This is a genomic window from Eubacterium multiforme (genome assembly GCF_030813415.1).
Classification (GTDB): Bacteria; Bacillota; Clostridia; order Clostridiales; family Clostridiaceae; genus Clostridium; species Clostridium multiforme.
In genome coordinates this window covers 60,339-85,075 of sequence record NZ_JAUSUF010000014.1, presented here as the reverse complement: position 1 = coordinate 85,075, position 24,737 = coordinate 60,339, and the positions used below count along the sequence as shown (strand labels likewise).

The 24,737-nt window shown below is 26.8% G+C and carries 19 protein-coding genes; 1 reads left to right on the top strand and 18 read right to left on the bottom strand.

Features of this window, described 5'->3' with window-relative positions; genetic code table 11:
- Window positions 1-312 precede the first annotated feature (312 nt).
- From J2S18_RS14460 to J2S18_RS14385, 16 genes are all read right to left on the bottom strand, one after another.
- Window positions 313-2,112, bottom strand: a complete 1,800-nt coding sequence (locus J2S18_RS14460; protein ID WP_307487853.1) for an aminopeptidase P family protein — start codon at window positions 2,110-2,112, stop codon at window positions 313-315.
- 143 nt (window positions 2,113-2,255) lie between these two features.
- Complete coding sequence (gene pepI / locus J2S18_RS14455; RefSeq protein WP_307487852.1) at window positions 2,256-3,137, bottom strand: proline iminopeptidase; 882 nt, start codon at window positions 3,135-3,137, stop codon at window positions 2,256-2,258.
- Between the two features lie 19 nt (window positions 3,138-3,156).
- Window positions 3,157-4,245: a M24 family metallopeptidase gene (locus J2S18_RS14450; protein ID WP_307487851.1), complete on the bottom strand. Its 1,089-nt coding sequence runs from the start codon at window positions 4,243-4,245 to the stop codon at window positions 3,157-3,159.
- 85 nt (window positions 4,246-4,330) lie between these two features.
- The gene (locus J2S18_RS14445) at window positions 4,331-5,674 is read right to left on the bottom strand and encodes a peptide MFS transporter (protein ID WP_307487849.1); all 1,344 of its coding nucleotides are present in this window, start codon (window positions 5,672-5,674) and stop codon (window positions 4,331-4,333) included.
- Between the two features lie 471 nt (window positions 5,675-6,145).
- Window positions 6,146-7,648, bottom strand: coding sequence for a DUF1846 domain-containing protein (locus J2S18_RS14440; RefSeq protein ID WP_307487847.1), 1,503 nt, complete (start codon window positions 7,646-7,648; stop codon window positions 6,146-6,148).
- Window positions 7,649-8,084: 436 nt separating this feature from the next.
- A complete protein-coding gene (locus tag J2S18_RS14435) occupies window positions 8,085-8,762 on the bottom strand; it encodes a response regulator (protein WP_307487845.1) in 678 nt (225 codons plus the stop codon).
- 4 nt (window positions 8,763-8,766) lie between these two features.
- Window positions 8,767-10,302: an ATP-binding protein gene (locus tag J2S18_RS14430; protein ID WP_307487843.1), complete on the bottom strand. Its 1,536-nt coding sequence runs from the start codon at window positions 10,300-10,302 to the stop codon at window positions 8,767-8,769.
- Between the two features lie 126 nt (window positions 10,303-10,428).
- Entirely contained in the window at window positions 10,429-11,427 is a 999-nt protein-coding gene (locus tag J2S18_RS14425; RefSeq protein WP_307487842.1) for a 2-hydroxyacid dehydrogenase, read from the bottom strand.
- A 22-nt stretch (window positions 11,428-11,449) separates the two neighbouring features.
- Window positions 11,450-12,517: an AEC family transporter gene (locus tag J2S18_RS14420; protein WP_307487840.1), complete on the bottom strand. Its 1,068-nt coding sequence runs from the start codon at window positions 12,515-12,517 to the stop codon at window positions 11,450-11,452.
- Window positions 12,518-12,746: 229 nt separating this feature from the next.
- Window positions 12,747-13,439 carry a hypothetical protein gene (locus J2S18_RS14415; protein WP_307487838.1) on the bottom strand — a complete coding sequence of 231 codons (693 nt, stop codon included), beginning with the start codon at window positions 13,437-13,439 and terminating at the stop codon, window positions 12,747-12,749.
- Between the two features lie 207 nt (window positions 13,440-13,646).
- The gene (locus tag J2S18_RS14410; RefSeq protein WP_307487836.1) at window positions 13,647-16,259 is read right to left on the bottom strand and encodes an NEAT domain-containing protein; all 2,613 of its coding nucleotides are present in this window, start codon (window positions 16,257-16,259) and stop codon (window positions 13,647-13,649) included.
- Between the two features lie 23 nt (window positions 16,260-16,282).
- A complete protein-coding gene (locus tag J2S18_RS14405; RefSeq protein ID WP_307487835.1) occupies window positions 16,283-17,065 on the bottom strand; it encodes an ABC transporter ATP-binding protein in 783 nt (260 codons plus the stop codon).
- Window position 17,066: 1 nt separating this feature from the next.
- On the bottom strand, window positions 17,067-18,056 hold the full coding sequence (locus tag J2S18_RS14400; protein WP_307487833.1) for a FecCD family ABC transporter permease: 990 nt from the start codon (window positions 18,054-18,056) through the stop codon (window positions 17,067-17,069).
- Between the two features lies 1 nt (window position 18,057).
- On the bottom strand, window positions 18,058-18,945 hold the full coding sequence (isdE, locus tag J2S18_RS14395; protein WP_307487832.1) for a heme ABC transporter substrate-binding protein IsdE: 888 nt from the start codon (window positions 18,943-18,945) through the stop codon (window positions 18,058-18,060).
- 27 nt (window positions 18,946-18,972) lie between these two features.
- Window positions 18,973-19,755, bottom strand: a complete 783-nt coding sequence (locus J2S18_RS14390) for an NEAT domain-containing protein (protein WP_307487831.1) — start codon at window positions 19,753-19,755, stop codon at window positions 18,973-18,975.
- 22 nt (window positions 19,756-19,777) lie between these two features.
- On the bottom strand, window positions 19,778-21,523 hold the full coding sequence (locus tag J2S18_RS14385) for an NEAT domain-containing protein (protein ID WP_307487830.1): 1,746 nt from the start codon (window positions 21,521-21,523) through the stop codon (window positions 19,778-19,780).
- 195 nt (window positions 21,524-21,718) lie between these two features.
- Between J2S18_RS14385 and J2S18_RS14380 the strand changes: the two genes are divergently transcribed.
- Window positions 21,719-22,459 (top strand): helix-turn-helix domain-containing protein, encoded by a 741-nt coding sequence (locus J2S18_RS14380; protein ID WP_307487829.1) that lies wholly within the window; start codon window positions 21,719-21,721, stop codon window positions 22,457-22,459.
- 91 nt (window positions 22,460-22,550) lie between these two features.
- Here the strand turns inward: J2S18_RS14380 and J2S18_RS14375 are convergent, their stop codons facing one another.
- Window positions 22,551-23,261, bottom strand: a complete 711-nt coding sequence (locus J2S18_RS14375) for a phosphatase (protein WP_307487827.1) — start codon at window positions 23,259-23,261, stop codon at window positions 22,551-22,553.
- A gap of 86 nt (window positions 23,262-23,347) precedes the next feature.
- The gene (locus tag J2S18_RS14370) at window positions 23,348-24,727 is read right to left on the bottom strand and encodes an MATE family efflux transporter (protein ID WP_307487826.1); all 1,380 of its coding nucleotides are present in this window, start codon (window positions 24,725-24,727) and stop codon (window positions 23,348-23,350) included.
- Between the last annotated feature and the right edge of the window lie 10 nt (window positions 24,728-24,737).

Genomic DNA, 24,737 nt, shown 5'->3' with positions numbered 1-24,737 from the left:
TTCCTCCTCATTATCTAAACACACATATATATAATTTAATTTTTTCATTTTTATTAAAATTAAAAGGTTTTGAAATTTTTATTTCTTTTCCCTTTAACAGTTATTATTATATAATAGTAATTATCCGTTGTAAAGTCTTTTACAGAAATTTTTTTAAATAAAACTATATTCTAATTAAATATTGATTTTTAATTAATGCTATATTTTAAAATTAATATTATCCCAAAACATAACCTAAAAAAGCTGCTACACTATTTTTTCAGTGTAACAGCTCTATAGTTATTTTTGAAATTCTATATTCCTATATAATTTTTAAACTTCTCTTGTATAAAACTTTAACCATTCTCTTTCTTCATCAGTTAAGTGAGGAGCAATCTTTTTATAAACAAGTTTATGATAATTATTTAAATATAATTTTTCATCACGGTTAAGATCTTCTGGTTCTATAGCATCTAAGTCAATTGGTGCATATGTTACAGGATCAAAATACATGAACTGTCCAAATTCATTTTTGTTTCCTTTTCTAACAATAAGTTCATTTTCTGTACGAATTCCATATTCACCATCTAGATAAATACCTGGCTCATCAGTTATAACCATTCCTTCTTCAAATTGATGTGTTTCATGTTTAGATGGTACAATATACCACCTAAATCCAGTTGGTGCTTCATGGATATTTAATAAGTAACCAACACCATGACCAGTTCCACACTTAAAGTCTGTTTCAATATTCCACATAGGTTCTCTAGCTAAAACGTCTAGATTATAACCTTTACATCCATATAAGAATTTAGCTTTTGCTAAATTCATCATTGATCTAGCCACAGCTGTAAAGTGATGTTTAAGTTTTTCATCTACTTCCCCAAGGGCTATTGTCCTTGTAATATCTGTTGATCCTTCAAAATAATTTCCCCCAGTATCCATTAAAATGAAGCTTCCTTCTTTAAGTTCTACATCTGTTTCTGGTGTAGAAGTATAATGCATCATAGCTGCATGTTCTCCAAAGGCACAAATTGGATCAAAACTTTGCCATAAATAATTATCTTGCATTTTTCTAAATTCTTCTAGCTTATTACAAGCACTAATTTCTGTAATTTTTATTTTTCCTATATTTTTCTTTAGCCAATACATAAGTTTTGTAATGGCAACACCATCTTTTACATGGGCTTTTTCAATATTTTCAAGTTCTATAGGATTTTTAATAGCTTTAAATAATACAGTTGGATTATCCATTTGAATTTTCTTTGTATGTTCTGGAATATCTTTATATAATGCATAATTTATACGATCTGGATCTATAAGCACTACATCTTCAGCTTTAAATCCTTTAACATATTCATAAATATCATTATAAGGTCTTAAAACTACATTATTATTAGCTAAATTTTCTTTAACTTTTTCATCAAGTTTACTCTCTTCAATAAATAAATCTACTTTATCCATAGAAACAATTGCATAACAAAGAATTAATGGTGAATATCTAACATCATTTCCACGAATATTTAAAAGCCATGCTACATCATCTAATGTTGCAATAACATGATAATTAGCTCCTACTTCTTTCATTACATTCCTTACTCTTTCAAGTTTTGATGCTGTACTTTCACCAGAGTATTTTTCTTCGAGAAGAAAAACAGGTTCATTTGCTAATTTAGGACGATTCTCCCATACCTTATCTACAAGATCACAATCATATTTAACTGTAACATTTTTACTTGCAAGCTTTTGAACTAACTCTTCTCCTTCTTGCATTGCAATAAGACGTCCATCAAATCCTAATGTTCCTCCATTTGGCATATTTTCTTCTAAATACTCTAATATAGTAGGAACACCTTCATTACCCATTTTAAAAAGTTTAATTGTACTTCCTTCAAGTTGATAAGTTGCTTGTAAGAAGAATCTACCATCAGTCCAAAGTCCTGCTTCATCCTGTGTAATTACAACAGTTCCAGCATCTCCTGTAAATCCTGATACATAAGCTCTTGCCTTAAAAAATTCTCCTACATACTCACTTTGATGATTATCTGAAGAAGGTATAATATAAGCGTCTAAACCTTTTTCTTTCATAATCTCTCTAAGCTTTGAAACTATTTCTTTTTTACTTTTACTCATGTTAATTCCTCTCCTTCATAATTTATCGTTAAAGCTAATTAATTTACTAAAAAATTACTTAACATTGGCAACAAAAACTTTTTTAGTTTTTGTTGCCAAGAGGTTTTATCAAAGATTAATAGTTACATAACTACAATAAAATATTAATCATTTTCATTAAGCCATTCATTAAGAACCTTTATATATTTCTCATTTTCTTCCACAAAGGCCATATGACGACTAAATTCAAATAATTCCCATTTTGAATTTGGAATTTTATCATACATTGTCTTTGCAATAAGTGGTGAACAAAGATCAAGTAAACCACTAATAATTAAGCAAGGTTCTTTAATATTTTTAATTTCTTCTATGAAATCAAAGTTTTTCAATGTTCCAGATGGAGTAAATTCATTTTCTCCCCAAGCAGTTACATAAGCCTCTGTTCCTGAAACCTTTGGACGTCTTAAACATTCTGGCGAATTTTCATCTACAGGTCCTGCACAGTAGCGAAGCATAAATTCATCTTCAGCTTCCTGGTATTCTTTTGATGAATAATCATTGTTTTCTTCTGCTTTTTTAATAGCTTCTTGCATTTCTTTTGGAAGATATTTAATTCTTCTTCGCTGTTCTTTTTCCCACAATGAAGCAGCTGGTAAAGTGCTAGATAAAATATAACTTTTAATTCCCTTTGGTTTGTACTCACATGCATATTCAATTGCTTGCATTCCTCCCCAAGATTGTCCTAATAAATGAATTTCATCTAGTCCTAAATATTTGCGAAGTTCAATTAATTCTTCAATCCATGTTTTTGCACACCATAAATCAGGACGAGATGGAGTACTTGATAAACCACATCCTAATTGATCATACATAATAACAGAACGTCCATCTTCTGCAACTTTATCTAGTACTTCAAAATAATTATGAGTGGAACCTGGTCCCCCATGTAATAAAAGCAATGGCTTTTTATTTCCTATACATTCTCCAACTATACGATAATAGGTTTTATATCCTAAATATGGCATATAACCTTCAGTAATTTTCATAGATAAAATCTTCTCCTCTCTATTTACATTCAGGAACAACAATTATATCCTTTGTATATTTATTTAATACTTCACAACCATCTTCAGTTGTAATAACAAGATCTTCAATACGAACTCCTATACCTTCTTCTGTAAGATAAATTCCAGGTTCTACTGAAAAACATTGTCCTGGTTTTATAATATCTGTATTTACAGAAGATACATCACCAAACTCATGATCTTCTAAACCACAAGAATGACCTGTTCTATGTGTAAAGTATTTTCCATATCCCTTTTCTTCAATATAATTTCTTGCAGCTAAATCTACATCACACATTCTATTTCCTGGTTTTGCAGCTGCAATTCCTCTTAAATTTGCCTCTAAAACAATATCATAAATTTCTTTTTGTCTTTCAGAAACTTCTCCAATAAATACAGTTCTTGTCATATCAGAAGCATAATTTTTATATAATCCTCCAATATCTAAAATAACACAATCTCCATATTTTCCTTTTGAATCATCTGTTACATGGTGTGGATCTGCTGCCCCTTTAGCATAAGCTGTAATTGGATCAAAGGATACTTCATCAATTCCATGTTTTTTATAAATTTCACGTGTTTTTTCATTTAATTCCTTTTCAGTTAGACCTTTTACTACCCATGGAATTAACTCATCCATTACAATATCATTTAATCTTGAAGATTCCTTTAAAAGAGCAATTTCTTCCTCATCCTTAATCATTCTTACGTAGTCAACTATTAAAGAACCATTTACAAATTTACTTCCTCCACCAAGTTCTTGTAATCTAAGTAAGAATTTTGATGGCCATGTCTTATCTATACCCATAACTTTATCTTTTTCTACAAATTTAGATAAAATTTCAACTCCATCTTCAATATCGTTGTACCATACTATTTCTACTCCAAGATCTTTTTCTTGTGGAAACAACTCATTAATAATCATTTTGTGATTTCCATTAACATTTAAATATAATGCTAATAATCTTTCTCCTGGATAAATCCATTTTCCTGTTAAATAAAAAATAGATGTGGGATCAGAAATAATCATTTGTGGAATTTTATGTTCTTCCATTGATTTAAGTATTCTATTTAGCCTTTTTGTATTCATACTTATTCCTCCTAATTTAATTATTAAATAACAATATAATATTTTTTAAATATTAAAACTAAAGTATTTTCCACTGAACTTATTGTTATTGATTTTTATTTTCATTTTGTGATTCTTCATCAGGAATAACCAAACTATTAAGTTTCTTATCTAATAGCCAAAGAATAATACCAGCTACAATAGCAATAGCTGCAATTACAGAATATACAGTTGAAAAATCAAATTTTAATGTAAATTCATATATCCATCCATAAGATTTTCCTGCACAGAATATAGCAAGTATCCAAACGCTCATCATTGTTGCTAATAATCTAGGTGGTGAAAATTTACTAATAAATGAATTTCCAAGTGGTGAGAATACCATTTCACCTAAAGATAATACTATACCAAAAGCAATAATCCACCAAAGTGATGCAAGATGTTCACCTCTTGTATTATTTGCAACTACAAATATTATATAAGAAAAGCCTAATAATAACATACCTAAAGAAGTTTTCTTAAACATACTTAAATCCCCTTGAGGTCTCTTAGCTAATTTCATCCATAACTTACCAAGTACTGGTCCTAATATAATACAAACTAATGCATTTAATGAATCAAACCAGGATGTTGGCACTTGGAAACTACCTATCATCCAATTAGCAGCTGCATGATCTCCACCCCAGTAGAAATATACAGGCATAGATGCTAAATACCAAAATACCCAAAATATTATTGAGAAGAAAGATACTATAATAATAGCAACTACTCTCTTTTTTTCTATTGTTGTAAGTGGTTTCTTTTCTTCTTTTTCTTTCTCTTCCTTGCCTTCTTCTACTTTAAAAGGTTTCTTACCTGCTTCTCCTAAATATCGCCATCCAAAAATAAACCAGATAGCATCAATAAACATTATTATAGCGCAAATTAAAAAACAGAAAGAATATCCTCTATGTGCTGCAAGTACACCAATAATTGTTGTACCAATAAAAGAACCAACATTAACAAAGGAATATTGAACAGAGAATGCGGAATCTAATTGTTTGGGATCATGGAAAAGTCTACCTGTGATAGCATTTGTTTGACATTTAAATAAACCTGTTCCTATAGAAACCAAGACAATCATTAAATTCATCATAGCAGCACTTGAAGCCTGCCATCCAACTAAATAACCAACTCCCATTAAAGATAGACCAACAGGAATAAGATATCTAGCACCTATGAAACGATCTGAGATAATTCCACCAATTAAAGGTGCAAAATAAGTAAATGCAACTAAATTTGCAGACATTTTTGCTGCATCAGCTGTAGTAAGACCAAGCCCACCCTTTACTATGGCAGTTGCTACGAATATTGTAAGTAACCACTTTGATGAGTAGAATGCAAACCTTTCCAGTGTGAAAGCAAGTGAACATACGTAAAAGCCAAAAGGTCTTTTCTGTGTATTTTCCATTTTTCATCCCTCCTGTAAAAATTTAAATAATAAATATATATTAAAAACATATATTACCATTTCACTGAATTTAGTGTAATTGTTTACAAAGGTAAGTTAGCTTATTTCTACAAATTTATAATTTCATCATTAGGGTAATTACAAATTTTGCATTTTTATAGATTAAATAGAAATATTTATTGATTAAATTATATCACTTTCAAAAAAATTAACAAATTTTTCAATTATTTTAAATTTAAATTTATTTAGCTTAAATTTTATAAAAAATTAAAAAAGTGCTAAAATACCTATACATATTTAACATATTAGTAAATATAATGTATTAAATTCATTTTTTAATAATTTTAATATTTTATATTAATTTTCAATTAAAAATATTAATCAATAAAAAAATAAGCATAGAATCTATAAAAATATTAATAGATTCTATGCTTCATTTATATAAACTTTATTTAAAATTCTTTTATAATATTAATAAAATAAATTTTCTGTTGGATATTCTGGGTCACAAGTTATATCTATTCCAAGTTTTCTAAATGTTTGCTCGTCATTATTACTAATTATTGTAGTTGAGTGAGCTTGTGCTCCATTTAGCATTGGAAGCTTTTCTAGTGCAACTTGAGCCATTGGATTTGTAGCTGCACAAATACTTAATGCCATAAGAACTTCATCACAAGAAAGAGCAGGTCTTTTTGATGCTAAAGTTTCTCTTTTTAAGTTTATTATAGGGTTTAATATTACTGGAGAAATTAAATGAATACTATCATCTATATTTGCAAAATGCTTTATTGCATTAATTATAACAGCTGCTGTTCCTTCCATAACTTCTGAAGTTTTTCCTGTTAAAATCATTCCATCATCAAGTTCAATTGCAACTGATGGACAAATTTCTTTATCACTTTGAATCTTTTTAAGATGTTCAGATTTTTCTCTAGCCTTTATAACAACTTTTCTGTCATCTTCCTTTAAGTCTAATTCGCTCATTATTAATGAAACTCTTTGGAATGTTTCTTTATCAACATATCCCTTTTTGTATTCACAAGCTGTTTTAAAATATCTTCTTATAATTTCTTGTTTTGAAGCTTCCTTTACAACCTCGTCATCTGTAATTCCAAATCCAACTCTATTAACACCCATATCAGTTGGTGATTTATATACTGATTCTTCACCAGTAATCTTCTCAATTATTCTCTTAAGAACTGGGAAACTTTCAATATCTCTATTATAATTTACAGCAACTTTATTATAAGCATCAAAATGGAATGAATCTATCATATTAACATCTCTTAAATCAGCAGTTGCAGCTTCATAAGCAATATTAAGAGGATGTTTTAATGGAACATTCCATACTGGGAATGTTTCAAATTTTGAATATCCAGCAACATTTCCTCTCTTGTTTTCATGATAAAGTTGGCTTAAACATGTTGCAAGCTTTCCGCTTCCTGGTCCTGGTGCAGTAACTACAACAATTGGTTTACTTGTTTCTATATAAGGATTTTTTCCATATCCTTCATCACTTACTATAGTATCAACATCTGTTGGGTATCCTTTAGTTGATCTATGTTTATATACTTTAATTCCTCTTCTTTCAAGTTTATTTATAAATATTTTAGTAGCAGGTTGATCATCATATCTTGTTATAACAACGCTATTAACATCTAAATCATATGCTCTTAATTCATCAATTAATCTTAAAACATCAGCATCATATGTAATACCAAAGTCTCCTCTTATTTTGTTTCTTTCTATATCACCTGAATAAACACAAATTACGATTTCAGCTTTTTCTCTTAATTTATGTAACAATTTAATTTTGGCATTTTCATCAAAGCCTGGTAATACTCTTTTAGCATGAAGGTCTTGAAGTAATTTCCCTCCAAATTCTAAATATAGCTTATCATAATTATTAACTCTTTCTAATATGTACTTAGATTGTTCTTCTAAATATTTTTTGTGATCAAATCCTATCTTCATAATATCTCCTTTATCTAACTTAAAAATTATATATTATTTTATTTAACTTTAATTATATATTCTTTTATAACAAATTATATTATTGCACAAATCAATTCTAATGTAAATTTGTATATTATTAAAAATATCTTTTAATTTTTTTACAAACTGATAAAAGGAGCAAAATAACTTTATTTTACCCCCTTTTTTTGTTATTTTCTTTTTTTATTTACACTTCTTATATATAGGACTATTCTCATAAAAATACATAAACCAAAGAAGATTTACGAAAAAAATGTAATATATAGGTTCACCTGCCGTAAAGCCTTTTAAACCTATTAGAGATAAAAGTCCTAGAAGTCCTATATACTTGTGTTTATGATAATCCATAACACTCACCCCAAACTAAATATTTAATTATATTATATACATATTTAGGGATTTTTTCTATCTTTTATTAATTTTGTTTAAAAGTATATTTATACTCTGGGCGTCCAATATTTCCGTAATCTATTGTTACTAAAGCTTCATCTATACTCTCTAAATAATCTATATATTTTTTTATTGTTACATTACTTACTCCAGTTAATTTAGATATCTGTCTTATTGTCCAAAATTCTTTATTATCATTTCTTATAACATCATATATTTTATTTAGTGTATTCCTATTAATCCCCTTTGGTAATTCATTTCTTTTGCTATCAGAATTAATATCATTATACAGTCTATCTAAAGCACTTTGATCTAATTTATCTTCTCCAAGAAGTTCCCTCTTTTTATTATATTTATCAATTGCTTTTTTGAATCTATCAAATTCAAAAGGTTTTATAAGATAATCTATTGCACCATAGGCAAAAGCTGTCTTTATTTCTTCAGAATTATCTGCTGCAGTCATCATAATTACTTCAGTTAATATACCAATATCTCTAATATACTTTAAAATTTGTATTCCACTTTCCTTTGGTAAATAAACATCCATTAGAATTAAAGATACATCCTTTTCCTTTAAGATTTTTACAAGGTCTTCTTTATTAGAAACTGTTCCAACTACTCTAAAGCCATCAAGCATTTCAACATACTTTTTATTTATAAGAGCTACCATTGGATCATCTTCAACAATAACAACTTGCTTCATCTTATCACTTCCTTTTTATTATAATCTTAAATTTCTTATGTTTTCTATATTCCTTAATTTCTATACTTCCTTCATATAAGTCTACCCTTCCCTTAACAGTTGATAAACCTATACCACGCCCTTTTCCTTTAGAGCTTACTCCATTTTCAAATAGCCTATCTTTAATGTACTTGTTTATTTTATTACCATTGTCACTTACTTCTATTTCTATTTCTTTATCATTTTCATCTATAAATACCCTTACAGTACTTTCTTCTTCATTTTCACCACAGGCATCAAAGGCATTTTCTATAAGGTTTCCAAGTATAGTTATTAAGTCAATAGATGAAATATTACCATGTTTTTCTTCCATATAAGAACTTTTATCAATTATAAAATCTATATTTCTTTCCTTAGCAATTAACTTCTTACTAAGAAGCATTGCACTTATTAAATTATCCTTTATATTTGCTACAGTAGTTGAATTTTCTAAAACTTCCTTCTGACAATCTCCAATATACTTTTTAGCCTCATCATATTCTTCTAAATTTATTAATCCAAGTATTACATGAAGTTTATTTTTAAATTCATGAACATTTGCTCTAACATTTTTTAATACTCCATCAATACCTGTTATTTCCCTTGCTATTCTATTAATATTTTCACTTTTCACTAAAGTTATTACAGCCCCTAAATATTTCCCATTTTCCTTTATAAAACTTAAACTTGTAAAGACTTTTTCTCCTGATAAAGTTATCTCTTTCATCTTTACTGTCTTATGTTTATCTATATATGGAGATAATTTATTTATAAGTTCATCTATATTTAAATTATCAAACATTTTAAGACAATTATCATTTATCTCTAAAAGTTTATTTTCAGTATCTATTGCAATAACACCTTCTTCTATTGAATTTAGTATTATTTTCTTCTCGCTATAAAGTCTTGCAATTTCATCAGGTTCCATTCCAAACATTTCTTTTTTTATTTTCCTTGCAAAACTTTCTGAAAGAAAAATAGTTATAATCATTACTACAATAAACAGTAATAATGCAATAAGAAGAACCTTTCTAGTTACAGCCTGAACATCCTTTAAATACTTTCCAACCATTACAAAGCCAACTTGATGTCCATTATAATAAACAGGTTCAAAATATCTAACTGTAACACCCATAGACCCCTTCATAGTGGAATAATAACTACTTCCATATTTTATTACATCTTTATTATCTGGATTTACAAACTTTTTACCTATTTGATTTTTATCAAGATGTGAATACTTTTCTCCAGACATATCTCCAACAACAATAATATCTATATTGTCAAAGTTATTCACATAATTTTCTATATACTTTTCAATTGAAAGATCATTTTCTTTTTTGTATAGTTTTTTTTCTACTAAAGGAGTATTTGACACAACATAAGCAATTTCTTTTAAATCTTTTTTTATTTGACTATTTATATCTTCAACTCTAAGTTTCATAAAAAAAGCAAAGGTTAATACTAGTGGTATTGCAGCTATTAATATACTTCGCTTTCTAACTCTTGTTTTAAAACTCATGTTTACTCCTCCTTAAATATTATTTTGCATATTAGATTATACATATTAATATTAATTTCTACAAATAATTTTAAATAAAAATAGTCTCACTTAGTTAATTATTAACAAGTGAGACTACCTATTATACTATGCTATTGCATTTTTGCATTTATTTTCTGTTAAATATTCATTCATATTGTCATATGAAATACTAATCATATTTGTTAGGGCCTCATCTGTATATGATCCCATATGAGGAGTAAGTAATACTTTAGGGAACATTCCTATAAGTTTTTCTACATTCTTATCTTCGATTTCTTGTCCATTAAGATTCTTAAAGAATACTTTGCTTTCTCCTTCAAGTACGTCTGATCCAAATCCACCGATTTTTCCACTTTCAATACCTTTAACTATTGCTCCTAAATCTTGAAGTTCTCCTCTTGCTGTATTTATAAGAATTGCTCCATCTTTCATCTTTGAAATGAATTCATCATTTACAAAATGATAGTTAACATCCTTAATATATGGCATATGAATTGATATAACATCTGATCTTTCTAATAATTCATCTTCGCTTACAAATTCAACAACTTCCTTTGCTGCATCACTTTGGAATACATCATAAGCTATAACTTTAGCTCCTAAGCCTTTAAAAAGCTTAGCAGTTGTAAGACCAATTCTTCCAGCTCCTATTACTCCTACTGTACAATTTCTAATTTCTTTACTAAACATAGTAGCATCAATTGTAAAGTCTTTATCTTTAGTTCTATTAACTGTATATGCAGTATGTCTTAAAAGCATCATTGCAAGTGTTACAGCAAGTTCTCCTATTGCATTTGGTGAATATCCAGGAACTCTTGCAGATTTTAATCCAAGCTCCTTAACTGCTTCTAAATCTACATGATCAAATCCAACAGTTCTTGTAAGTACATATTTTAAACCATGCTTACTTAATAATTCTAAGTTTTGTCTATCAGCCATACAGTTACCTCTAACCATAATAGCTTCAGCTCCTATTGCTTCTTTTACATTTTCATGATTTAATCCCTTATTTACAAGTTTTAAGTCATATCCATATTTATTTAATTTTTTGAAAAATTCTACTTCTGTTTCCCTAACTCCGAAACAAACTAATTTAATTGACATATAAGTCATCTCCTTTTATATATTAAACAAATAATCCTAAGTTTTTAATAACTTCTAATACAACTATCCAACATGGCATTGCAAATACTGCAACTATTGTTGATAGTAATGAACAGTTTGATGAAAGAAGTGATTCTTTATCAAAGCTTATAGCATAAGCTGCTGCAACTGTAGCAGTTGGTGCTGCCATCATAATTACGATTGTAGCTAGTCCTACATATGAAACTGGTAATATTCCTGTTACATTTAAGATGTATAGTAATACGATATTTATTAATGGTACTATTATTACTTTTTGTATACTGTATAACCATGAATCCTTTGAAGACATTGCTTCTTTAAATGGAATAGTTGCAAGTTTAGCTCCTATTGCAAGCCAAGCAAGTGGTGAACATAATGCACTTAAATAAGTTAATGGTTTATAAAGCCATGGTAATGTTTGGTCAATTCTTAAGAAAGCATAGTTTTTAACTCCTGCCTTTGTAGCTACTGCAACTTGTGGTAGTGACTCTTGGAATAACCAAATAAATAATCCTAAAAATGTTGCAATAATAACTGGATTTAAGAACATAGTTTTTAAATTTTTCTTCATATTGTTCTTGTCCATTTTTACTCCAGACATTTTGATATATCCATATGAATAAAGGAATACTCTGTATGCTATGTTAAATATTGATGAGTACATAACTCCTATTGGTCCATAAACAGCTTGTACTATTGGTGTTCCAAAAAATGTTGTTGAACCAAATACTGTTAATACTCTTAATGCGTCTTGTTTATCACCTTTATATTTTGAGTAAATTAATTTAGTAACAATTATAAGTAATATATAAATTACAAATCCCCATATTAAAATGTTAATTCCTTCTTGCATGCTCTTCTTGTTTATATCTACAAGGAATGATTTTAATGCAAGGGCAGGGATTGCTACTGATAAAACTACCTTTGTTAATATTTTTGATGCTCCATCATTTATTATGTTTTTCTTTCTTAAATAAAATCCTAAGAAAATAATTGCTATTGATGAAAAAATTGCTCCAATAATTGCGTTGTCTGTTAACGTCTTTCCTAAAATGCTTAAGATATCCATTAATAAATTCCTCCTTTTGTTCTTATATAAATTTTAAATTTGTTTTGTTATTAATTTCACACTTATGTTATAACATTAACAATTAAACAACAATCATATTTAATTTTCTAAAGAGTTATTTAACTTAATTAAGTAAATCAATTGATATTTTCCACTTAATTAAGTTAAATAATTAATTTTTTCGTTAATTTATCATCAATATATGTTTTTTAAATAAAAAAAAGAGCTCTTATTGAACTCCTAATATATTTACTATAAAATTTTCTTCTAATTCTTTTAAAACTATATTTTTAATTTTAAATTTAGCTTTAGCATTTGTATATTCTAGTATTGGATCCGTTATATATGAAAGATCATCAAGATATAATTTTCTTCCACTAAAAATATTAATTACTACTTCCTTTTGCGAGTACAATGTTTTTAATTCACTTAAAATTTTATAAACTCCAATACCACAATCTTTAATAGGATTTTTTAAAGATAAATATACTAACCCATTAAAATTTTCAGAAGTTTTAACTAAAGATTCAATAAAAAACTTTAATGTTTCAATTAATAATATTTTTTCTTCTAAATCATTATTTCTATTAATTAATTCGTTATCTATAATTACATTTATATATTTATTTTTTTCACTAATTAAATTATTTATAAATTTGCCCCTAAATATGTCAGAAATTATAATTAAATTATCTTCTTCCTTTATTTCTTTATTGAAAATCTCTACTAAAAACTCTTCATTAATATTTGATATATCTATTATTTCTAAATTATATTTTTGAAAATTAACCTTAATTAAATTATAAAAACATATTACATTATCTTTTAATATTATCTTTTTTTTATAATTATTGTTTTTAATAGTATAATTCTTTATATTAAATTTACTTTTAAAATTATATAATATTTTTATATTATTCATAATAAGCCCCTTTTTATTTCATAAAAATATTTTACCATAAATTAGTTTTTTTAACACTTACTTTAAGGTAATGAATACTATAAATTACGTTACAATTACACTAAAAATATTTAGTTTTATTTAATCTAAAAGAAAAGATGTACAAGTAGGGAAATACTTGTACATCTTTATTAATCAAGGCATTTTATTTATTTTTATAGGTTTTAATTACTTTCTTTTCTTTCTTAAGAACATTCCACCAATAGCTGCAAGTCCAGCTCCTAAAGATAATCCTATACCTTCAAATCCTGTTTTAGGTAATTCATTATTAGAATCTTCTATTGAAGCATTATTTTTACTTTCCTTTGATTCTACATCATTAGTTACTTCATTATTATCTAATTTTTCTTCTTTAGCATTTTTGGCTTTATTTTCTTCTGACTTTACTTTATGATTTTCTACATTTTTCTTATTAATTTCTTCTGTATTATTTGATTTTTCTTCTTTATTATTTACCTCTTTACTATTAGTTTCCTTTGGATCTACTTTATTATCTTCATTATTAGGTTTAACATTAAGATTAGTATCTTTTTCTAAATCCTTCTTTGCTTCTTCTTTCTTTAATGCTATAGCATTTGCTGTATTTCTAAAGGCAAAATCTTTAATTATACCTCCATTTGATGTATATAATGTTTTAACAATTCTATATTCGTCTCCATTTTTCATATTTTTATCTTCATATGTACCATTTTTATCTGGCTTTTCTTCAATTGAAGTAACCATTAAAGTTATATATTTTCCATTTTTATCTTTCTTTTGTAGTTCTGTTTTTATAGTCCAATCAAATGATCTTTTATCTAAAACATCTTCTACCTTTTTCCCATTTAAAAACTTTTTGTATTCTTCAACATTATTTGGAGTTTTTTCTCTATCTGGTAATCTAAACCAAGCTAAAAGATCTAATATTGATAAATCGTCATTCCATGTTATAACATTATCCTTTGCTGTTACTTTTAGATTTGAAAATACTTTTTGTGGATTTTTATATAAAGCATTATTTTTATCCCATTCTTTTGATATATTTGGAAGCTTATTTATTTTATTTAAAGCTATCTCTAAACCTGTTAGCTTAGGATGACTTTCAATAATATTTTCTGGTATTTCAGTAAGTTCATTATCATTTAAATTTACTCTTTCTAAATTCTTAAGTGAATCATAAACTTCACTTGGTATTTCTTTTATGTAGTTTCCTGATAAATCTAAACTTCTTAAAAGCTTTAATTCTTTAAGTTCTGAAGGTACACTTTCTATTGAATTTTTAGCTAAATAAAGCCCTTCTAATTTCTTTAAATTGCCTATACTTTTTGGTAATTTCTTTATTTTATTTTCATATAAATATAATCCATTTAATGAATTTGTGTCCTTAAATATGTTTTCTGGAAGACTTTCAATCTCATTATTTGTTATTCCTATAGATTTCAATTTAGTTAATCCATCAAATATTCCTTCTGGTAATTCTTTTATATTATTAGTAGATGCACTAAATTCTGTCATATTTTTTAAATTTTTAAGTAGTCCTTTAGGTAAAGTCACAAGCCTATTAGCACATAAATTTAATCTCTCTAAATTTGTTAATTTATCAAATATTCCTTTTGGAAGTTCTTTTATGTTATTTCCATTTAAATATAGTTTTGTTACTCCACTACCTAAATTAGCTAATCTTGAAATATCTGTGATTTTTTTTCCTGATAAATCTATTTCGCCTGTGGCTTTGCTTAATTCCTCATCTGTAACAATTCCATTTTTATCTAAATCTAAATGATTATCAATTAAGGCATCATTTAAAACTTTTTCATCATCTACCTTAGTTTTATTATTTAAAAAACCTTTCCATCCTTTTTTAACTTCATTATTAAATACGAAGTCTAGTTTAGTATATTTATCAAAGTTTCCTATATCGCTTGCTTGTCCTCCCATAGCACTAACTAGTACTCCTGCTTTATGAGGCTTTAAATTATCTATTTCAATTTCAAAAAGTTTTTTAGTAGGTATTCCATCTTTATCTAACTCGCCATATGGAGTCATTATATTTTTTGTATACTTATTATTTATTCCAATAGTAAAATCATATAAATATTCTGATAATGCAATATTTAACAGACTTAATTTATATTTTCCATTTTTAACTGTAAGCTTAACATTTTTGTCAAAAGCTCCTTGAAGCATAGATGTTTCTGTTTTATTATTTTCTTTATATGCTTTAAATCCTAATGTATATTCTCCATCTTCTAATTTATCATTAATTGTAAGATTGATCTCTTTTTCCAAAGCATTACTATTGTTATTATTTTCTGAAGGCTTTACTTCCGGATTTGCTGCATCTTCCTTTTCAACTTTAGTTTCTAAAGATTTTTCACTTATAAGCTCACCAGTTTTTTTTATTTTTAAAAGAACATCTTTACAACCTTTTGATTTTATAATTACTTCATTCTCTTCCTTTGTCATCATTTCAGGATCTATTCCTATTCCATAATAATGTTTTCCCATAAAATCCTTTCCTAAAATTTTCTTATCATTTATAATTATTTCTTTCATATCCTTCAAATAATCATTCATATATTTTTTTGACTCTTCATTAGAAATATCATAACTTATTCTATATTCTACTGTTCCATATGCATCTTTTAATTCAGTACCTGTAATTTTTGGTGCATTGCTTAACTCGACATGGTTTACCTCTGTATTATTTCTATCCATTGGTGCTGCATAAGCACTTACACTTACTAAACTCCCACTTACTGCTGACACAACTAGTGCCATTGCTATTGTTTTCTTTAACATTTATATTCCCCCTTGTTTTTTTCCTATTTATATAAGCCTTTTGGCATAAAATAAATCTCATTTGTTTCTTTATTTTTATTTAATATTCCTTGTACTTTATAAACAGATTTTATTAAATCTTCATCTATTATTTCATCTGTTTTTCCACTTCTTATTATTTGTCCATCTTTCATTACCACTATATTATTACTATATTTTATTGCTTGATTTATATCATGAAGAACCATAACTACTGTTAATTTGTTCTTTTTGTTTAATTCTTTAATAGTTTCTAATATTTCAATTTGATGAAATATATCCAAATAAGTTGTAGGTTCATCTAAGAACAATATATTAGGCTTTTGAGCTAGAGCCATTGCAATAAAAGTCCTTTGCCTTTCACCACCTGACAAACTCATAACCATATTTTCTTTTTTATCTAAAAGTCCTGATTTTAAAATTGCCCAATTTATAATTTTAAAATCTTCTTCATTTAAACCTTCAAAATATCCCTTATGTGGCAATCTTCCATAACTAACAAGTTTTTCTACTGTAATATCATTTGGCACAGAATTATGTTGATAAACTGTAGCTATTTTTCTTGCAATTTCTTTATTATTTAACTTACTAAGATTTTTACCTTCTAAAAAAATTTCTCCACATTTTGGTTTATTCAAATTACAAAGTATACTTAGTAAAGTTGATTTACCACTTCCATTTGGACCTATTATTGTAGTAATTTCTCCTTTTTTTATTTGTAGACTTACATTTTTAAGTATTTCTTTATTACCTTCATAACAAAAACTTATGTTATTAGCTCTGATCATTTTAAATATCACTCCTTTTTAGAAGATATAGAAAAAATGGAGCTCCAATTACAGCCATTACTATTCCAACTGGTATTTCATAAGGTTTAATTATACTTCGCCCTAAAGTATCAGCTAAAAGTAATAATACTGAACCTAAAACTCCACTAAAGGGAATTAAATATTTATGATCTGAGCCTATAATAATTCTACAAATATGTGGTACTACAAGTCCTACAAAAGATATTATTCCTGCTATAGCAGTTGATATTCCAGCTAAAAAAACTGCTACAGTTGTTATAAGTATAATTTGAAAGGTTGAATTATATCCTAAGCTACTTGCATTTTTATTTCCTAATACTATAACGTTACAAGATTTGCTTAAAAGTATAGAAACTATTATTCCAACAACCGAATATCCAATTAATATTTTAAAATCTAGCCAAGATATTTTGGCTAAACTTCCTGCAAGCCACATTTGCATACTAGAAGCCCCTGGTCCTGCACATAATGTTACAATTACAGTTAATCCTCCAAGTAATGCATTTACAGCAGCTCCAGCTAAAACAATTCTAATTGGTGATAATCCATTTTTATAAGCCATTCCATATACAATTAAGCAGGAAATTGCTCCTCCTAAAAGACCAAATATAGGTCCAAGCTTAATTAATTTTGGTGCAAAAACTATTACTGAAACTACAACTAATGATGCACCTGAAGAAATTCCTGTTATATATGGATCTGCTAGCGGATTTTTTATTACTGATTGTAAAAGTACACCTGATATAGCTAAATTTGCTCCAACTAATACAGCTACAAAAACTCTTGGCATTCTAAGATCCTTAATTATTTCAACATTTCCACTTGGATTATCAGAAAATAATCCAAAAATAAGTTCTCTATAACTAATCTTTATACTTCCAATTTTTAAAGATATTAATACAGCTAAAGCTAGAAGTATTATGGCTATTGAAATATATATAAGTTTTGTTCTATTTTTAACTAATCTCATTTTATTTGTTCTCTCCATATAATATTTTGCCAAGAGTATTTAATGCTTCCATTACATTTAAATTTGCACTCATTCCAAAATATTCACTATCTAAATAAGTAACTTTTCCATTTTTTATAGCCTTTATATTTTTCCATGTTGGATCATTTTTAAATTTTTCTTTTGCAGAGTTTTTAGCCTCTTCTGGATTTCCATGAGTCATAACTAACACTAAATCTGGTTTAAGTTTTGTAATTTCTTCATTGTTATAAGTATAAAATGGTAACTTGTCTTCCTTAACTACATTTTCTCCACCTGAAATTTTTACTAAGTCACCTACATAGGACTTTGGACTTGCAACCATCATACTTCCTGGTGCTGAAAATACTATCATTACCTTCTTTTTACTTTTACTATCGCCTAATTTTTTCATTTCCTTTTCTTTATTTTCTAAATCTTTTAATATCTTTTCGCCTTCAGCTTTTTTAGAAAATCTATCACTTAGCTTAGTTATGCTATTTTTTAATCCATCTAAACTAGTTAAAGTTACAAATTCACTAGGTATATTATTATCCTTAAAAATATTTTTATAATCCTCTCCTAATGTATCAACAGATACAACAACACTAGGCTTTAATGATTTTATTACTTCTAAATCTGGATTCATTGGATTACCAACTTTAACAGCATCCTTCGTACTTTTTGGTAATTTATAACTAGTAGTTGGAACTCCCTTTAACTTTACTCCTAGTTTATCTAGTATTTGAGTTACAGCAACAGATGTTGCTACTACATTTTCACTATTATCCTTATCTTTTCCTTTGCTATCTTTAGCATCCCCTGAACAACCTACAAAGGCACAGGTCATTATTATTACTAAAGATAATAAAAAATATTTTTTTATTTTCATAAGTTATTTCCCCTTAACCTTTAAATGTTATTTTCTAAACTTCCTTATAACTATTCCCCCTATAATTCCAGCAATTATAACCCCTCCAAAAACAGCTCCATATTTAACTTTATTATTTGATTCATTAGCTTTTGGATCTTCACTTTTTGCTGCTTCATTTTTATTCATATTATCTTCTACCTTTTTTTCTTCCTTCTTTTCATTGCTATCTGCTTTATTTTCAGACTCTTTTTTTTCTTCCTTAGCCTTGTTTTTATCTGTTTCATTGTCTTTCTTTTTATTATCACTTGATTCTTTCTTATCTTCCTTTGAATCCTTTTTATTATCCTTTGATTTTGGTTCATCTATTTTTTTTATTAATTTCATTGTTTTCAAATTAGGAACAACTCCAAATCTAACATCTCTTCCCATAGGTTCAACATAGATTTTAGCTTCAATTTTAGAATTTATATCAGGTCCTTGAACTTTTAATGTTACTGTATTATTCTTTTTATCTCTTTTCATACTCTTTATAGAAGCTTCTTTTCCATTTATAAGAATTCTAAAATTTTTCATGTATTCAGCCCCTGAAAATCCTATAGTAAAATCTACTTTGTCTTTATAAACTTCTACCTTCATTTTTTTATTTGTATAAGTTCTTGCCATGGACATTCCAACCTCTGAATCATGTTTTACATTATTTTCGCATTCATAAATTCCAGAAGATATATTTTTATTAGCTGCATTAGCAACAGTAAAGCCGCTAATGCCTCCTATAAAGGAAAATGTAAATACTAAAAATCCTACAATTAATTGTTTTATATTCTTCACAAAAAATTCTCCTTTTATATTTTTATTTTCTCTTTGAAATAATAGATAATGCACCTAATCCTATAGCTCCTAACCCAGCTAATGCATTTCCTACAAAATCCATTCCAGTAGCAGGTAATTTATTGCTTATTCCAGATTCATTCTTTAATTCATTACCATTTACTTTATATTCTTTTTCAAACTTTAATGTATCCTTTAATAACTCAACTCCAAATTCAACATTTCTACCCATTGGTATTACAAAGCACTTTACTTTCATCTTTGAATCTAAATTTGGAATTTCAAATCTTACCTTTGTTATGTTTCCATTTCTATAAGTAATTTTATGATTAACTTTATTGCCATTTACATATATTTCATAATCCTTCATATATTGACCTCCTGTAAATGTTAAAGTTAAATAAGTTTTCCCATTTACTTCTTCAATTTGTGAAGTACTATCTAAATTTTTTCTTGCCATATCTATTCCTGTTTGGCTCTTATGAGTTACTTTATTTTTTATAGTATATAGTTTTCCTTTTATAACCTCTTCTCTTTTATCATTTCCCTTATCTGCTTTAGTTGAAGATGATTTATTTTCTGTTTTGTTATTTTGTTTATTTTCATTTTTTGAAGTGTTGTCCTTATTTTCTTCTGGCTTATTTGTAGAACCTTCTGATGAATTTATTTTTTTCAATGTATCTTCTTTTAATATTGTTTGGAAACTAACATCTTTATTCATAGCTGTTACAAAGGCTGATACAACAATTTTTGAATTTAAACTAGGTACTTCAAATTTTATCTTTCTATTATTTTCAGTAAAGTTTACATTTTTTCCGTTTACATTTATTTTTATATTCTTTAAAAATCCGTATTGAACTTTATCAAATTCTAATGTTGTATAAATTTTGCCATTTTTTATATTAACTTCACTAGTTTCCTTTAAAACTCTTCTCGCCATGCTATTTCCTATTTCAGCATTTCCGTTTCCTATGTATTTAACATCATTTTGTATTGAGTAATCCCCATCTTTTTCATTTTTATTATCTTTATTACCTTCTGATTTATCCTTTACAGTAACCTTTATATCTTTAGTTGAAACAAGTCCACCTTTATCTTCGGCTCTATAGGTAACTTTATATGTTCCACTCTTTACTGCTACTCCATCTTTTATAAAGCTTGTATCTCCTAAAACTTTAACTTTAATCTTTCCATCTTCCTTATCTAACGCTGTTGCATTAGATAATAAATCTATCTTATCTCCCTTTGAAACAGTTATGTCTTTTGCATTTATTATTGGCATTTCATTTATTGTTTTTAAGGTACTCATATCATTAACTACAAACATTTCAACATCTCTTCCCATTGCAGTTATAAACATTCCTATATGAATTTTAGATTCTGGTGATGGAACTTCAAACTCTATACTTTTATCATCCTTATTTTCTTTTATTTTTATATCTTTTCCATCAATGCTTACCTTGATATTTTGCATAAAAGAATATAATGCTTTATTGAAATTTAATTTCATATATGTTTTTCCATTTTTTATTGTTAATTTTGTAGTTTTTTCTAAAGCTCTTCTAGCCATACTTTCTCCAGTTTCGTTTCCTGGAGTTATATAGGATGTCTTATTCTCTACTTCATAAATACCACCTTTAAGTTGCTCCACTATCTCCTTGTTATGATTTAGTTCTGAAGCAAATGCACGTACTCCTGTTCCGCCACCTATAAATACTGATGTAACTAATGCAACTGCAATTAACATACTTGTTTTTCTTTTTATCATAAAAATAAATCCCCCTATCGTTTTTTCTTATTTGACATATCAGGAATAATAGTCAATAATATTCTTGATAATGATAATCATTTATGTTTTTATGTTAACACATTATTTATTTTTAGTTTTTATCTATATATAGTTTTTTTTAACTATATTTTATTTTTTTAAATAAATTTTAAAATTTTATTGAAAGGAGTTTCTATGGTTTTTATAAATTCTCTAATAAATGATTTTTATAGTTGCTGTTACTTACCTATATGTGTATTAGATGAAAATCTTAATACTCTTTGCAAATGTGGATATACTGGTGAATTAGAAGATATTCTTAAAGAAATTAATATGATAAAAAAATTAAAAAATTTTAATTTTGATTCTTTAAAAAATGCTGATGATATTACTTTTTTAGATTATCCTAAAGAAATAAAATTTGTAGTAACACCTTATTTTAAACATAATGATAAATCTATATGTTTTTTATTAGGCCCCTTTACATTTAAAGAAAATTATTGTAAATGTAAAATATCAACTAAAAATTTAACCTGTATAAAATATATATATGAATTACTAAATTTGATATTTAAAGAAACTATTAAAGTAACTACTAAAAAAACCTATTCCCCATATGTAAGAAGATCTTTAAGTTATATAAATGAAAACTATCAAAATCCAATAACAATAGATTCTATTTGTAATAACTTTAATATAAACAAAAGTTACTTTTGTAATATCTTTAAGAAAGAAACTAATTATACATTTACTAATTATTTAAATTATTTTCGGATTGAAAAAAGTAAAGAACTTCTTTTAAATACAGATTTATCTATATTAGATATTGCTTTAATGGTAGGCTATACAAATCAAAGCTATTATAGTACTATGTTTAAAAAATTTACTACAATAACTCCTATATATTATAGAAATAGCTCATTACATATTATATAAAATTTAATTAATTGAAACTACATAAATAAAAAAAGACAAAATAATAGACTTTATTAAAGCTATAAAACTTTATTAAAGTCTATTATTTTGCCTATATATTAAATATTTTCTTTATATCTTCTTCATTATAGTTAACTATTAATTCCTCTGGAAAATCTAATTCTTTTACTAGCTTTATACAGTTATCAAACTTTCCGATGTCATAACATATATGAGAATCACTTCCAAAAATAATTTTTGCCTTCATTTTTCTACATACATTTAACATTTCAATATCATTTTTTAAAGCACCAACTCTTGCTCCATTAGGCTTTAATGATGAATTATTAAGTTCTAATAAAACCCCATTTTCTTTAGCTTTTTTAACTACCATTTCATAATTTACAGGATACCTTGCATCATCTAAATGTCCTATTATTTTAACTTTATTATTATTCATTGCATTTATTACAGCCATAGTATTTTCTTCCCTATTACCTGGATTTATACAAGGAATATGAAGACTTGCTATTGCATAATCTAATTTATTTAAATCATATTCAGATAAATCTAAATTTCCTTGAAAATCTAAAATATTAACCTCAGCACCAACTAATATCCTAACTCCATTTACTTCCTTTGGTATAACCTTTAAATTATGAAAATGAAATATATGTGGACTTCCTGGCATCTTTGGTCCATGATCTGAAATACCTAAATATTTTAATTTTTTTAAACTTGCACTATCTATATTTTCCTTTACTGTGCTATATGCATGCCCACTTGAAATAGTATGAGTATGCAAATCTATTAACTCTCTCACTTAAAATTCCTCCTATGCTTCTATGTAAATATATTTTACCACAAAAAGTAATTTCAATAACAAAAGAGTTTTAAACTTTTATTTAATTAACTTTCTTCTAAAATTTTATTTTCATTGTTTACTGATAAACTTTTTTTATAAAATCTTATAAAAAATATTCCAGTAATAGTCGCTGCTAAAACATCTGCAAAGGGCTCTGCAAGTAGTACTCCCTTTAATTTATCTTGAACAATCATTGGTAATGTAAGTGCTAATGGTATAAGTAATATTATTTTTCTAAGAAGAGCTAAAAATAATGATATCTTTGCTTGTCCAAGAGCTAAAAATGTTTGCTGACATGCCACTTGTATTCCAAACATTAAAATTCCTGCAAAATATATTTTTATACTCCATGATGTTATCTTTATAAGATCTTCATTATTATTAAATATCATTACAAAAAATTGAGGTACTGTTAAAAGTAAAATCCACATAATACCTACATAACATAAACAACTTTTTATTAAAATTTTAAATGCACTTTTAACCCTATCTAACTTTTCTGCTCCATAATTATAACTCATAATAGGCTGTGCTCCCTGTGAAAGTCCAAGTAGTGGTAATAATACTATTTGCATTATACTACTCATTATAGTCATTGCTCCAATTGCAAGGTCTCCACCAAATTTTAAAAGCTGATTATTCATTATAATTATTACTAAACTTTCTGTAGCCTGCATAATAAATGGAGATACTCCAAGTGCCATAACTGGCAATAATATTTTTAATTTAGGCATTATATATTGTTTTTTTATTTTTAAAACACTTGTTTTTCCAAATAAAAATTTTAAAACCCATAATGCAGAAATAAATTGACCAAAAACTGTTGCAAGGGCTGCTCCTTTAACTCCCATATTAAAACCAAATATAAATATTGGATCTAATATTATATTTATTACTGCTCCCACCATAACTGTTACCATACCAATCTTAGCAAAGCCTTGAGTATTTATAAATGGATTCATTCCTAAAGCAATTTGAACAAATATCGTTCCTATTAAGTAAAATCCTAAATATTCACTAGCATATCCTATTGTAGCCCTGCTAGCTCCAAATGCCCAAAGCATAGGTTCTTTAAAAATTAAAAATCCTACAGTCATTAAAACTCCAATAATTATTAAAGCTCCAAAACTGTTACCCATTATTTTTTCAGCTTCTTTATTATTTGACTCTCCCATTTTTATAGCTGCAAGAGGTGCACCACCAACACCTATTAATGCACTAAAAGCTGAAACAATCATTATAATTGGAAAAGCTACTCCAACTCCTGCCATAGCTATTTCCCCATTTGGAATTCTTCCAATAAATATTCTATCAACAATATTGTATAGAACATTTACAATCTGAGCCATAATTGCTGGAAAAGCTAATTTAAATAATAGTTTTTTTACATTTCCCTCTCCTAAATCCTTAACCACATTCCCCATAAATTCTCAT